At 54.2% G+C, this 13,774-nt stretch carries 13 protein-coding genes; all 13 read left to right on the top strand.

Going from position 1 to position 13,774, the window contains the following annotated elements; all coding sequences use genetic code 11:
- Positions 1-281 precede the first annotated feature (281 nt).
- From GJ688_RS10670 to GJ688_RS10610, 13 genes are read left to right on the top strand one after another with little or no spacing between them, the layout of a single operon-like run.
- The gene (locus GJ688_RS10670; protein WP_207708801.1) at positions 282-2,240 is read left to right on the top strand and encodes a methyl-accepting chemotaxis protein; all 1,959 of its coding nucleotides are present in this window, start codon (positions 282-284) and stop codon (positions 2,238-2,240) included.
- Positions 2,241-2,263: 23 nt separating this feature from the next.
- Positions 2,264-3,742, top strand: a complete 1,479-nt coding sequence (locus tag GJ688_RS10665) for a chemotaxis protein CheW (protein WP_155476546.1) — start codon at positions 2,264-2,266, stop codon at positions 3,740-3,742.
- Between the two features lie 19 nt (positions 3,743-3,761).
- Positions 3,762-4,838 (top strand): protein-glutamate methylesterase/protein-glutamine glutaminase, encoded by a 1,077-nt coding sequence (locus GJ688_RS10660; RefSeq protein WP_170291872.1) that lies wholly within the window; start codon positions 3,762-3,764, stop codon positions 4,836-4,838.
- An 11-nt stretch (positions 4,839-4,849) separates the two neighbouring features.
- Positions 4,850-5,638: an STAS domain-containing protein gene (locus tag GJ688_RS10655; RefSeq protein WP_155476545.1), complete on the top strand. Its 789-nt coding sequence runs from the start codon at positions 4,850-4,852 to the stop codon at positions 5,636-5,638.
- Between the two features lie 17 nt (positions 5,639-5,655).
- Positions 5,656-6,039 (top strand): STAS domain-containing protein, encoded by a 384-nt coding sequence (locus GJ688_RS10650; protein WP_207708800.1) that lies wholly within the window; start codon positions 5,656-5,658, stop codon positions 6,037-6,039.
- Complete coding sequence (locus tag GJ688_RS10645) at positions 6,039-6,434, top strand: ATP-binding protein (RefSeq protein WP_155476544.1); 396 nt, start codon at positions 6,039-6,041, stop codon at positions 6,432-6,434. Before GJ688_RS10650 ends, GJ688_RS10645 begins: the two co-directional genes overlap by 1 nt.
- Positions 6,435-6,459: 25 nt before the next feature.
- Complete coding sequence (locus tag GJ688_RS10640; RefSeq protein ID WP_155476543.1) at positions 6,460-7,440, top strand: ATP-binding protein; 981 nt, start codon at positions 6,460-6,462, stop codon at positions 7,438-7,440.
- The gene (locus tag GJ688_RS10635; protein ID WP_170291870.1) at positions 7,440-8,774 is read left to right on the top strand and encodes a sensor histidine kinase; all 1,335 of its coding nucleotides are present in this window, start codon (positions 7,440-7,442) and stop codon (positions 8,772-8,774) included. The genes GJ688_RS10640 and GJ688_RS10635 overlap by 1 nt, the downstream gene beginning before the upstream one ends.
- Positions 8,771-10,189, top strand: a complete 1,419-nt coding sequence (locus GJ688_RS10630) for an Hpt domain-containing protein (RefSeq protein WP_155476541.1) — start codon at positions 8,771-8,773, stop codon at positions 10,187-10,189. The genes GJ688_RS10635 and GJ688_RS10630 overlap by 4 nt, the downstream gene beginning before the upstream one ends.
- A gap of 20 nt (positions 10,190-10,209) precedes the next feature.
- Positions 10,210-10,620, top strand: a complete 411-nt coding sequence (locus GJ688_RS10625; RefSeq protein ID WP_155476540.1) for a response regulator — start codon at positions 10,210-10,212, stop codon at positions 10,618-10,620.
- Positions 10,621-10,636: 16 nt separating this feature from the next.
- Positions 10,637-12,568, top strand: a complete 1,932-nt coding sequence (locus GJ688_RS10620; RefSeq protein ID WP_170291869.1) for a HEAT repeat domain-containing protein — start codon at positions 10,637-10,639, stop codon at positions 12,566-12,568.
- The gene (locus GJ688_RS10615; protein ID WP_155476538.1) at positions 12,552-13,379 is read left to right on the top strand and encodes a CheR family methyltransferase; all 828 of its coding nucleotides are present in this window, start codon (positions 12,552-12,554) and stop codon (positions 13,377-13,379) included. The genes GJ688_RS10620 and GJ688_RS10615 overlap by 17 nt, the downstream gene beginning before the upstream one ends.
- A gap of 11 nt (positions 13,380-13,390) precedes the next feature.
- A complete protein-coding gene (locus tag GJ688_RS10610) occupies positions 13,391-13,774 on the top strand; it encodes a response regulator (protein WP_155476537.1) in 384 nt (127 codons plus the stop codon).

The raw sequence follows: 13,774 nt of genomic DNA, 5'->3' as shown, positions 1-13,774 counted from the left end.
ACATTTTGCTACCTATAACTCTAAAACGCACCTTGTACCTCTTCGTGTACGGAAACGTACACATATCCAGTCTCCCCAAATCGCCCTGTACGCAGAAGTACAGGGTATCCACACTTGCAAGTACTGTTGAAAAATATGAAAATCGATGCTTAACCTTTGCATAACCACATTGAGCAGAGCCTGTTGGCATGGATATTGCATTAGTTACCTGGCGTAGGACCAAAGTCCTCGTCGGTCAAAAGCGGAACTCACCTGCGTGAAGATTAAAGGAGGAGACTACTTTGGAAAAGAAGCTGGCTCGGCCCTCTGCCGAACCGAAAAACGGCGCCGCTGTTGCCAACAGCAAATATGATCATTCCGGTACGGCCGAAGATATCGCTCAGAAACGGGACTTAGCCAAACGAAAAGCGATGGAGAAAGTCCGTGCTCGCACCCTGGCCAAACAGCAACAACTGGCCGAACGGATCGCCACCGCAACGGAACAACTTGCCTCCGGTATTGAACAAGCCAGCAACGCCGCCATAGAGCTGGGATCGACGATGGCTCAAATCGCTACCGGCGCTGACGAGGCTGCTTCTGCCGCCGAGCAGTCCAGAGCCGCCATCAACCAAATTGATAAAGCATCAGTCATCGCAGAGAGCCGGGCCAAGGAATCCCTGGAGAAAGTTAATGCCACTCAAATATTAGTCCGGACTACGACTGCAGATATTGACCAGTTGATAGACGGAATCAAGGAAACGGCTAATACCAATATGGAATCAAGCAAGCTAGTCAACGAGTTGGAAACGCAGTCTATCGAGATCGGTAATATCGTCGAAGCCGTCGTTCGCATCGCCGACCAGACCAACTTACTGGCCTTAAACGCAGCCATTGAAGCGGCCCGGGCAGGAGAACATGGACGCGGGTTTGCCGTAGTGGCCGACGAAGTTCGCAATCTGGCGGAAATCTCAGAAAAGTCGGCCCGAGACATCCGCAACCTTGTCTCTGAAATTCAAGAAAACGTCAAGGTCGTCGTCAAAGACGTGGAAGAAGCTGGTGTAGCCGCCAATGCAGAAGTCGATAAAGCCAAAAAAATCACGGAGGACTTATTAAGGATCGAACGGGATATGGTCTCCGTACAAGCAGGCGTTACAGAGGTCTCACAAAGTGCCCGGGAATCCAATAAAGGGGCCGGTGAGTTTCTCACCATGGCGGAACAGATTGCCGCAGCCGCTGAAGAACAAAGCAGCGCTGCCGAAGAAGTGAATCGGGCTGTAGCGGAACAAAACAAAGCCTTCAATGAAATGGGCATGGCCGCCAATGAACTGGCCCAATTGGCCGAAACCTTGAAAGTATCTACCGATGCCCAGAAATCGTCAGAAGAACTAGCTTCTGCAGCAGAAGAGCTGTCGGCAAACGTAGAAGAAGCGAACAGCGCTTCCCGCCAAATCATGACGGCCATGGAACAATTGTCTCAAGGGTCCCGGGCGCAGGGAGAGTTAACTCAGAAGGGCGCCGCCGTCGCTGAGCAACTTGTTGTCGCCGCCAATCAGATGCGTAGACGCAGTTCTGAATCGGATGAAAAAGTTGACGAGCTGCGCAAAGTGCTCGATGGGAACAAAAAAGGCATCGATGGCCTGATCATAGGGATCGCCAACGCTTCGGAAGCTAGCTTAACATCAGCCCGAAATATTAAAATTCTCGAAGAGACGACCCGAAAAATCGACAAGATCGTCGACGCTATCGTCAACGTCACCATTCAGACCAACATGCTGGCTGTGAACGGCTCTATCGAAGCAGCACGGGCCGGTGAGTATGGTCGAGGCTTCTCAGTGGTTGCCGGTGACATTCGTACCCTGGCCAATGAGTCCGCCGAAAATGCCGACAAAATTAAAGACCTTGTTCGTAATATTCAAGGACAAATCCAAAAAGTCACCGAGGATATCGAACTGTCTGCCAAAAAAGCAACGCAAGAGGTGGAAAAAGCGAAAAAGTCCACTCACAACTTAAATGAGATGGAAGAAGCTATGCTCGTTATCCTCGGCGGTGTTCGCGAAGTACTCAAGGGTGCGGAAGAATCGCTTATCGCCTTGGAACAAGCGAGAAAAGGTGTCGAGCAAATCGCCGCGGCTGCGCAAGAAGCAGAGAAGGCGAGCGGGGAAGCGTCTCTAGCCGCCCAGGAACAAGCCAAAGGCATGCAAGAACTGGCCGAAGCCATCGAAGAGATCTCCGGTCTCGCCGACGAATTGCAAACGATGTAACTGGAGGGAAGGAGCACAAAGCAATGACCATCGCCGATACCACGAGGGCAGGAGGCCTATCGGAGCGGCAGTTAGTCACCTTCCATCTAGGCCATGAAGAATTCGGGGCCGACATCATGAATGTCCGGGAGATCATCCGCTTCACCGAAGTGACGAAAATCCCGCAAGCCCCTGATTACGTGGAAGGCGTCTGCAACTTACGGGGCACCATTCTTCCCATCATTGACGGGCGTTGCCGCTTTGGCATGGACAAGCGGCAGCGCGACGAAAACACACGAGTACTCGTTGTCGATGTGAGCGGTCGCGTCACAGGGATCGTCGTCGATCGAGTATCAGAAGTTCTTCGGGTAGCCGCTTCCGATATTGAACCGCCTCCGCCGGTGATTCGCAGTGAAGCCGTAAAATACTTAGACGGTGTCGTCAAACTCAATCAAGGTAAACGGCTGATCATGGCTTTGAACTTAGAACAAGTGCTCACGGTGGAACAAGCCGACGAGCTCATTGAAGAAGCTCATGCTGCGGCCTCGGCCGAAGCGGTCGGTGGCACTGGAATCAAAGCCGAACTGGAAGAAGACCAACTGGTCACATTCCTGCTCGGTCGGGAAGAGTACGCCTTTGACATCATGCATGTCAAGGAGATCATCCGTGTGCCTGAGATCACGGCAGTGCCGAATGTGACCCCTTACCTGGAAGGAGTCGTATCGATTCGCAACCAACTCCTGCCCATCGTCAACATGCGGAGCTTTTTTCATATGCAGGATAAAGCGCTGACGGATCAATCGAGGGTCATCATCGTCGATCTAGGTCACCTGACGGCAGGCTTTCGGGTGGACCGGGTGCAAGAAGTCATTCGCGTTCCCCGGAGCATCATCGAACCGCCGCCGCCGATCTTCCTCAGCGGAGAAGCCGAACAAATTCGCGGTGTGGCCAAGCTGAACAAGGGGACTCGCCTGTTGATGTGCCTTAACGCGTCAAACCTTTTATCGACAGATATGGTCAGAGAACTGATGGAAGACAGCGAAGAAGCCAGGGAAGTCGTCGAAGCGGGCAACCTCGCCAGAGCGATTGAAGAAGAGCAGTTGGTGGCGTTTCGCCTGGGAAACGAAGAGTTTGCGATTCAAATTACAGACGTTCAAGAGATCAACCGGATGACCCAGGTGACCCAAATGCCGGGAGCTCCTCACTATATCGAAGGTCTCGTCAATCTGCGGGGAAACATCATTCCCGCCCTCAATCTTCGGCGTCGATTCCATATGGAAGAGCGAACCCGCGATGACGCTTCACGGATCGTCATCGTCGACGTCAACAACCGGAAAACAGGGATCATCGTCGATTCCGTTTCAGAAGTGCTGCGCTTTGATCGAAGCCTTGTAGAGACAACGCCTCGCATCCTTTCCGAAGCGATTGATACAGAGTATATCCGCGGCGTGGCGAAACTCAATGACGGCAAGCGCATGGTCATGATTCTGGAACTGGATCGGGTGCTGCAACTGGAGAATTGATCAGCGGCAGGGATGAACAGTGAATAGAATAAAAGTTCTCGTAGTAGACGACTCAGCCATGATGCGCAAAGCAGTCCGGCAAATCTTAGAGACAGATCCCGATATTGAAGTGATCGGAACGGCCCGGGACGGGGAGGACGCCCTGCGCAAGGACCAGGAACTGCACCCCGATGTAATCACCTTAGATATCAACATGCCTGTCATGGACGGACTCACCTCGTTAACGCTTCTTCTCGAACAGCACCCCGAGGTGCAAGTGGTCATGGTCAGTTCTCTGACCCAAGAGGGGGCGATCACGACCTTTGAAGCGATGGAACTGGGGGCATTCGATTACGTGGCCAAACCGTCCGGCACCGTATCATCGAACCTTCACGTAGTAGGCCGGGAACTAATCGCCAAGGTAAAGGGAGCAGCGCAACAGAAGCGCAGACGGCGGCGAACGGCTCCAGGATCGACCCGACCTGCTCCGGCAGTGAAAAAATCGGTACCTATCGGCGAAAATCGGGAAACATCCTTTCGGAAAGTCGTCGTCATCGGCGTTTCGACGGGGGGACCGGGTACGTTGATGGAAATCCTGCCACAGCTTCCGGCGAACTTAGACGCCGCCCTCATCGTCGTCCAGCATATGCCGCCCACCTTTACGGCTTCCTTCGCCAAACGACTTGATGATTACTGCCCCTTGTCCTTTCGGGAGGCCAAGGCGGGGGACAAGCTAGCGCGAGGAGAGGGGATGGTAGCCCCGGGGGGCTACCATCTCGTCCTCAAAAAAAATGCCTTGCGCGATGATGTCATGGTCCGGCTCACATCTCAGCCAGAAAAGAGCCTCTTTATCCCGTCGGTCGATGTGACCATGAACTCTGTCTTGGATCTCTTTGGCCGGCGCACCGTCGGCGTGCTGCTGACTGGCATGGGCTCCGACGGCGCCGAGGCGATGGTTCGGATCCGGCAGGCCGGTGGGATTACCATCGCCGAGGATCGTTCTACGGCTGTCGTCTTTGGTATGCCCCGCGAAGCGATTGAGCGGGGAGGAGCGGAAATCGTCGCCCCTTCCTACAACATCGCCAAAGAGATTGTCAAAGCTGTAAACCGAATTTAGGAGGCAAATTGATGAGCGTAAAAGGCCAAGAAGCCTTTACCCCTTGGTTATCGACAGTCCAAAAAACCCCTTGGGTCACCCGGGGTGTGGTCTCTATTGAAGAGACGGAACGGTTGGGTCGCGCTCTTTGGGAAGGGATGTTCCTGGCCGCCTCCACAGGCTGTCTCCCAGAAGTGCTGCAAAAAACGCTGCAAGAAATCTCGGTGATGGGAAGCCGCAATCATTTGACGCCCACAGAAACCGCCCAGTTCGTTTTTTCCATGCGCCCCTATGTCAAGGATATGGTTCGTGGTCAAGGCGACAACCTGTTAATGACCCTGCTCGACGAAGCCGGCGTGTACGTTTTTGAAGTGTATTTAAAGAGCCGGGAAGAAGTCATCCTCAACCAGCGCCAAGACCTACTGGAACTTTCCACACCGGTCATCCGCCTCTGGGATGGGATTTTGGCCGTTCCCCTCATCGGCACCATGGACAGCAAGCGGACCCAGCAGATCATGGAAAAACTTCTTAATATGATTGTCGATACAAGTGCCCGTGTCACCATCCTCGATATCACCGGTGTACCGACCGTAGATACCATGGTAGCCAATCACATTTTGAAAACAGCGGCAGCGGTACGCCTGCTCGGCGGAAGCCTGATCATCACCGGCATCAGTCCTGCCATCGCCCAGACGATGGTCTATATGGGGGTCGATTTAAGCTCCGTCATCACTCGGTCGATAATGCAAGACGGGATTGCCCTAGCGCTCGACATGCTGGATAAGGAAATCGTTCTGAAAAGCCACAGCACAGCGGGGTGAGCCGGCAGGAGGGTAACGTGGAAAAAACATCGATTGTAAAAATTCAAAACGTGCTCATCGTGACCCTGCAAGGAGATATTGACGATCACTCCGCACAGGAATTACAGCAGGAAATCCTTCAATCGGTCATTCACCACCAAGTGAGTGGAGTCGTCATCGAAGTCTCTCAATTAGAGCTTGTCGATTCATATATGGGACGAATCCTGTCGGACACGGCCCGGATGATCCGGCTGATGGGAGCGGAAACCTTGTTGGCGGGACTCCGCCCGATGGTGGCGATCACCATCGTCGAGATGGGTTTAAGTATAGAAGGGGTCAAAACAGCACTCAATCTGGAGGATGCGCTGGAGGTACTCAAGGGGGGACGAGCCGCTGCTCCATCCTTGGGGAGGGATGGTTGATGACCAACCGGGTAGATATTCAGAGGGAGCCAGATGTGGTCCTGGCTCGCCAAGCGGCCCGGCGAGCGGCGATCGAAATGGGCTACTCGCTGGTCGATCAGACCCGGATTACCACCGCCGTTAGTGAACTCGCCCGCAATATCTTTCTCTATGCCGGGCGTGGTTGGATGGAGTACCGGCATGTCGCTCGCAGCGATCGGAAAGGACTGGAGTTTCTTTTTCAAGATGAAGGTCCTGGCATCGCTGACATCGATCTGGCCATGACGGTGGGCTACACCAGCGGCGGCGGGTTGGGCATGGGACTGAGCGGCAGCCAACGTCTCATGAACGAATTCGAGATTCAATCCCGCCTGGGCGAGGGAACGACCATTCGGATCGTCAAATGGCTGGGGTAAAACAACGAACTGGGGTGAGGGGACGATGCCGGAGATTAGGGTTCACGGTGCCGATGATGTCGGCACAGCCCGGCGCCAATTGCTCGAGTACTGCCGCTCTTTACCCTTTACCATGCAGGAACTCGGGCAACTCGCCATCATCGTGACCGAATTAGCGACCAACTTAGCCAAACATGCCTCTGGCGGCGGGGTCATTCGCGTAGAAACGATCGGCGATCGAAAAGGGTTGATCCTGCAATCGATCGATCAGGGACCGGGAATTCCTGATGTTTCGCTGGCCCTTCTCGATGGGACACCGTCAACCGCTAGTTTAGGCGGCGGCCTGGGCGCTATGCGCCGTCTGTCAGACTTCTTTTCACTCCAAAGCGAACCATCGGGAACGGTGGTCACGGTGAAAAAGTGGGTCGAAGCAATCCCCACGCAGCGGCTGACTGTAGGTGTCTATTCTCGACCCCACCCGGAGTACGGCGTCAGCGGGGAGGGATTTTTCGTCCGGCAAGATGCCCACCGGCCGACGATAGCCCTTTTTGATGCGAGCGGTCGCGGCACGATTGCTTACCAGAACAGGCTGCGGATGGAACGAACCCTGTGGGACCTGCAAGGCCTTTCCTTGCTGGAGATCATGGGGGAGACGCACCGGCAAATGACGGGGGAAGCGGAGAGGGCACTCTTCCTCGCCCAGGTGGATTACAGGCAGGAAACCCTGAATTATGTGGGGGTGGGGCCGATCCAGGCGCAATTGCTGATCCCAGAAGGGTACGTACCCCTGAAGCGAACGGCAAGATGGAAGGGACTGGATGTGTCCTCGCTGACTCTCGACCAGGAAAGGTGGACGGCTGAGTCCATTTTGGCTGTTACCACAGCAGGGGCGGTGGTCGATTGGGAGCAGCTTCACTATAGGTCGATCAAAGGGGGCAAGCCAGGGCAGCTATGCCGTCAATGGGTGGAACGGTGGGGCCGAGATGATGATGAGGCGACCATATTGATCGCCCGGGATGAACGATGATGACCAGTATGGATCTGAAAATGCCTGCCCAGGCCGGCGATGTGATGCCCGAACTGGTGAAACAGCTGCAGCACTCCGGCATAGAGGCAGAGGTGATCTTTCGCTGTTCGGTCATCGTATTGTGGCAACTCAGCATGGCCGGGGTAAAAAAGCAAGAGCCATGGCAAGGAAGAATCAGCAAAGATCATCACCGGCTGTTGTTAACGAGCCGCGTCGATATGGAAAGGGGCTCCCTTCCGCCTCTGTCAGCGCCGATATTCGACAGATGTTGTCCCAATGGAGTCACTTCCATCGTCGAAACAGGGAGTTGGGAGCTGCAGATCTCCCTAGGGACTGAGGACAGCCGGAATCTGATCAGGGAAGAAAAAAGCGAATCGGAAGGGTGGCCGATTATCGTCGATGTGCTGCAGCAGATGATCGGCCGCATGAACCAGATGCAAAAAGAAGTGGCCGACTTAACGCAAGAACTGTTGCTCACCAGCCAGGGAGTGATCGCACTGGTGCAAGAGATGCAGTGCAACCCCGACGGTTCTACTTTAGAAGAGCGAGTAAAAGCGAATAAGGAACTGGTGCGACGGCTCCAGGAAAAAGAAAAGGCCTTACAGCAGGCCGACCGTCTCGCCACGATCGGTCGCCTGGTGGCCGGTGTAGCTCATGAGATCAACAATCCCCTGACCTTCATCAAGGTCAACTCGGAATTACTGCGTCGGTATCTAGCCAAACAACGCACAGGAGATCCCTTGGAAGAGGAAATTCTTCGGGCCAACCAGGCCATCTTTCGAGGTGTAGATCGCATCGCCGCTATCGTGAGCGGCTTAAAATATTTTTCCCGCCAAGAGCGAGGCGAAAAAGGGCCTGTCCGATTGGTCTCGTGCTTACAGGATGCGTGGATGCTTGTATCCAGTGATAGTTCCCTTTCCAAGCATGCTCGACTGTTTGGGGATATCCCCGATGATCTCATCGTTCGGGGAAACGCCCAGCAGTTAGAGCAAGTGCTGATCAATCTGATGCATAACAGCCTGAAAGCGATTCAGCGGGGAGAACAAAGATCGGGAGAACTGACCGTAAGAGCCGGTTATGACCAAGACCGGAAGGACCGGGTAATCATAGAAGTCTGCGATAACGGCTGCGGTATCAGTGCAGCCGAACTGTCGAAAGTGTTTGAGCCCTTTTACACCAACGACAATAAAGGAACCGGCTTAGGGCTGTCCATCGTGCAGGGCATTATCACGGAACATGGGGGGACGATCACCGTCTCCAGCGATGGGGACAGCGGTACGACCTTTACGATTCAATTGCCAGCAGGAAGACTGGCTGAGGGGGATTCACCGTGAACTTGCCTCCAGGAGAAGCGGAGTTCATCGAAGTATTTTTTGCCGAGACCCGTGAGATGTTGGTCGATGCGGTCGATCAACTGTTGGCTGCCGAAAAAACAGGGGCTCCTGTTCAGGCCGTACCGGCCTTGTTTCGAGCTTTTCACAGCATCAAAGGCGGTGCCCAATCGCTGGAGATGACCCAAATGGCCGAACTGGCTCATCGCATGGAAGATTGGCTGGAACCGGTCCGGCAGGGAATCGGCGATGCCGATACCACCATGGTCAACGGGGTCTTACAAGCAACTGATTTAATGGAATCGTACCTGGATATCTATCAGCACGGTGGCTCCTGGGACACAGTAGCGGAACGACAGAGGCAATTCTTATCGGGACTGCCACGGCTGGAAGCGGTCAAGCCGACAAGGGCATGGGGCACCCATAAGGTGACGGTCGATGTGGCCATTTTGAGCCGAGGAGAGGAAATACCGCCAAGTAAACTCCCGGAAGGCATCGTAGACGGCGGTCCTTTATTCTACCTGCAGGTGAAAGTGGATACAGAGACACCGATGCCACAGGTTCGCCACTACCTGATCGTGGAACGGTTGAAGGAATTAGGTGCCATCTTGCACTGCCATCCCGATCCCAAACACTCGGAAGAGGGCTTCCATGGGGAGATCCCCTTGTCGGTCCTCATCCAAACGAAGGCTCATCGCGATGACATCCGCAAAGCCTGTGATGTGGGAGATGTGCTGGAAATTTATTTGACCGAACTCAATGAACAACTTGCTGCGGTCACCCCCTACCCATCGCTGGAGCATATCGATCAACTCGTTCATTGGATGATGGAAGCGGGGCGAGAACTTACCCGGACGGATGGAACGGCCAGCCGGTTTCGGGAGGATATAGGCCGGCTTTCTCAGTGGGATGGATTTTCTCAGGGCGATGAGTGGTACCCAGGCGGGGAACGGCAGTGGAAAATTCGCCTTTACCTGTTGATGGACACGATCCCCGTGGAATTGACCGATAAAAACCGGGAGCGTTTTTGCCGAATGGCCCGGAACAACTTAAAGACCCTATGGGACGGCCTATATGGTGCACTTTGTAATCAAAGGTATTTCTACAGCCTGCCGGTGGAGACGGGGACCCTCGTAGAGGGTATCGCCGATGACGTCTGCCGGCAGATCGACGAGGGGACGATGCGCCGGGTCATCGTAGACATCAGTGAGAAGGAAGTCCTGGAAGGAAAGGATATTCACTGGCTCCGTCAGCTTCAGGGGCAGATTGTCGAACGAGGCGGGCAAATGGTCCTTCTTTCCCAAGGCCTGTATTCCTCTCGCCATAACAACATTCTCGATGCTGCCGGTGAACTGGCTGAGGGACTGCGACTGTTCAAACATCCCTATGAAGCTTGCTGCAGCCCGGAAAGACGGTGAAACGGTAAGGAGGGTTCAGAATGTATCCAGAGATTCAAATCCTATTGGTGGACGATGAAGAAGAGTTAGTCCTGAGTTTGCAACGGATACTCCAATTGGAAGGCTATTCGGCAGATTACACCACCTCGCCCTTGACCGCGATTGAGAAGATTAAAGAAAAAAAATACCACATCGTATTGGCCGATATCGTCATGCCGGAGATGGACGGAATTGAATTGCTGGCGGCCCTGAAGGCCTATGATCCGCTTGTTCAGGTCATCATGATGACGGGCTATTCCACCATGGATAAGACTGTTCGCTGCCTTGAAAAAGGGGCGAATGATTACCTGCTTAAACCCTTCCCCGACTTAGACCGGGTGATGGAAGCGGTTCGGTTGTCCGAAGCGAAGCTGCGGCGCTGGTGGGAAAGCATGCGGGGAAACTTTGCCTAGGGATGGGGTGGTTCATGTGATCCGAGAAGCGAAACGGCGGCTCAAGAGTGAGCGGGAATCGGAACGCTGTGAAGCCGTAGAACTGCTGTCTCAAATCGGACATGTCAGCGGGACTGAACTGCTGGCGCAGCAGCTAGAGCGGGAAACATCGGCCTATGTGCGCCGCAGAATCATTCGCATCCTGGGAGAAATGCGAAACCACCGGACGGCGTTGATGGTGAGTCGTTTACTGTCCTCATCGGAAGCGGCGGTACGCAACGGCGCATTAGAAATTCTCTGTTCCTTGCAAAAGGTGGCACTGCCGGTCCTGGCGGAATTGATGACAGAGGAATCGCGGGATCTACGGAAGATGGCTGTCGAGGCCTTAGGGGCGATTGCCTGCGAAGAAGCCTTTCCGTTGCTGGTGACGGCCCTGCGCGATGACGATCCGAATGTAGCGGCTGGCGCTGTTGAGTCTTTGGGACGCCATGGCGATGGACGAGCCGTTCCATACCTGCGAGCGTTGCTCCAAAGAAGCATCAGTGCCTGGCTGGCCTTTGCTGTCATTGAAGCGCTGACCCAGTTAGGGGACGCAGCAGCCATGGAAGATATCGATCGCTATCTGCGGCAGAGCGGCGGTACGAGTCGTGAGCGGGCCGCCTTAGCGGGGATTTGGGCGGTTGCTGCCGGAAAATTGGGCTTTCGGGAGCAATTGCCGCAAGCCTGGGAGTTGTATCTCAGCGGGGAATTGACCTCCCGGGAGATGATCATGCTGATGTCTCAATGGCAACAGCGAGGGATCGATGTGGGACCGTCCCACGGGCCTATGGAGACGCTTATCGCCCAGCAGTTGGAACAAGGCGGGCGAGAGGAAAGCCTCGCAGCGGCTCACTTGGCTGCGCAGAACCTCCCCCATCTGTTGTACATACACTTACCCCTGTTAAGCGAGCGTATCGGGAAAGAAGAAGAGGGTCTCAATGAGCTGATTGTTCCGCTGTTGAAGGCAGGACCTTCGGCATCCCGGGTGACGGCCCTGCTCGACGGAGCAGACTCGTCGATGAAACGACTGCTCCTGTCTGTGGCGGAGAGGTCGATGCTGATTCTTCCTCTAGAACGGCTCAGAGCCTATGCGGGAGATTCCGACTTGTCCATCGTCCGGTTAGCGGTCGCGCAGGCTTGGCGCTGCGGCAGCGAAGCTGAGGAATTTCTGGCTGAAATGACGCACCATCGGGATCCCGAAACGGTTTTATCAGCCTTATCCGGTCTGGGCTTGCTCGGCGGTGAAAAATCGAACCCCTTGTTGCTGAAAGCTTTGGAACACTCCGACAGCCGGATCCGGCGCCAAGCCATCGATACGCTGACGATGATCGGGACGCCGGGTTTACATCACGAACTGAAGCGACGAATGGATCATTGCCCCGAAAAGTTCTGGCCGGACATCTTGGAAGTGATGACGGCGCAAGAAGAAGCGCCCCTGGCGGAAGCCTTTTTACGGGCCTCTTTGGTTGCAGACCGGGAAATCCGCTCCCAGGTCGCCCGCATTTGCCGGCTCATCCGCAGGGACGATGCCTTTTTATCGGTCATGGAGACCCTGGCCAATGATCCCGAGCCAGAAGTGCGCCGCATGGCCATCACCAGTCTGGCCGCCCGGAGCGGTGACGGGGTCTACCGGATCTTGGCCTACCTCTACGAACACGATCCTTGTACCAGCCACCGCTACTACATCTTCACCTGTTCCGAGATCTACCGTCATCGAGAGACCTTCGACTGGCTGGTAGAGAATCTGGAACAACCGGATCGATTGCTGCAACTGGCTGCCGTCCGCGGCATGACGAAAATGGGGGCAGCAGGACGGGACTATTTAGAAGCGTTCCTTGATTCACTGCCGAATGATGATGAGGAATTGAAACAAATCATCGGACAGGAATTGGATAGAAACGGGGGTTATACCCTTGACGCTAACAGCTGAGCTTTATGGGCGCTATGTAGAGTTAATCTACAAAAAGACGGGAATGTGGTTTGAAAACCATAAGCTCTATTATGTCGAAAAGCGGCTCAGCGAGCGGATGGAAGAATTGAATATGACCTGTTACCGCGATTACTATCAATTTCTTAAGTTCTCGAACGACCCGGCGGAGATGGAACTGCTGATCAACCGGATCACCGTCAACGAAACCTACTTTTTTCGTGACTTTCCCCAACTGGCTGGATTTGCCGAAGCGGTGCTGCCCCTGATGGTAAGAGAAAAACTTGCCTCCGGTGAAAAAAAGCTGAAGATCTGGAGCGCCGGTTGCTCCACCGGAGAAGAACCGTACACACTGGCCATCATTTTGCTGGAGATGCTGCCAGAACCGAATGAATGGAAGATTGAGATCCAAGCGACCGATATCAATACGCGGGTCCTCGCGGCAGCAAGGCGAGGCTACTACAATTCCCGTTCTGTCAAAGATGTGCCACCGGAATACCTGGAACGATATTTCACCCGTCGCCTGGACATGTATCTGCTCAACCTCAATGTGCGGAGCATGGTGAACTTCAAATACCTGAATCTCATGGACCAAAAGGAGATGAAGGACCAGGTGGGGTTTGATTTTATATTTTGCCGCAATGTCCTCATCTACTTCAGCAATGAATCACGGCTGAAAGTGCTGGAGAGTTATTACCGCTCCCTTCGCAGCGGGGGATATGTCTACTTAGGACATTCGGAGTCTGTTGGTCGAATCACAGAAGCCTTTAAGATGCGGCGTATCGATGGGAACATCGTTTACTACAAACCGTAGGGGGTGACGATGTGGCGCGAATACTTGTGGTGGACGATTCAGCGATGGTCAGAAAATACCATGCTTTTGTCCTCACTTCTTTAGGATTCGAGGTTTTCCAGTCGGAAGACGGCTGTTTGGCTCTGGAAACGATGTTGAAAGAGTCCTTAGACCTGATCATCACAGACATCAACATGCCCCGTATGGACGGGTTTCAGTTTATCGCAGAGATCCGGAGCATGCCCGCTTACCGGGAAACACCCGTCATCATTGTGACCACCCAAGACCATCAAGAAGATGCCGATCGTGGGGTAAAAGTGGGAGCAAACGTCTATTTCATCAAACCGACAGAACCGGAAAAGTTGGTCGATTCGGTTCGACGCCTGCTGGATGGGAAGTCCGGAAAGGAGGCCTAG

It is taken from the genome of Heliobacterium mobile, from assembly GCF_009720735.1.
Classification (GTDB): domain Bacteria; phylum Bacillota; class Desulfitobacteriia; order Heliobacteriales; family Heliobacteriaceae; genus Heliobacterium; species Heliobacterium mobile.
This window is presented reverse-complemented; position numbering and strand designations above follow the sequence as displayed.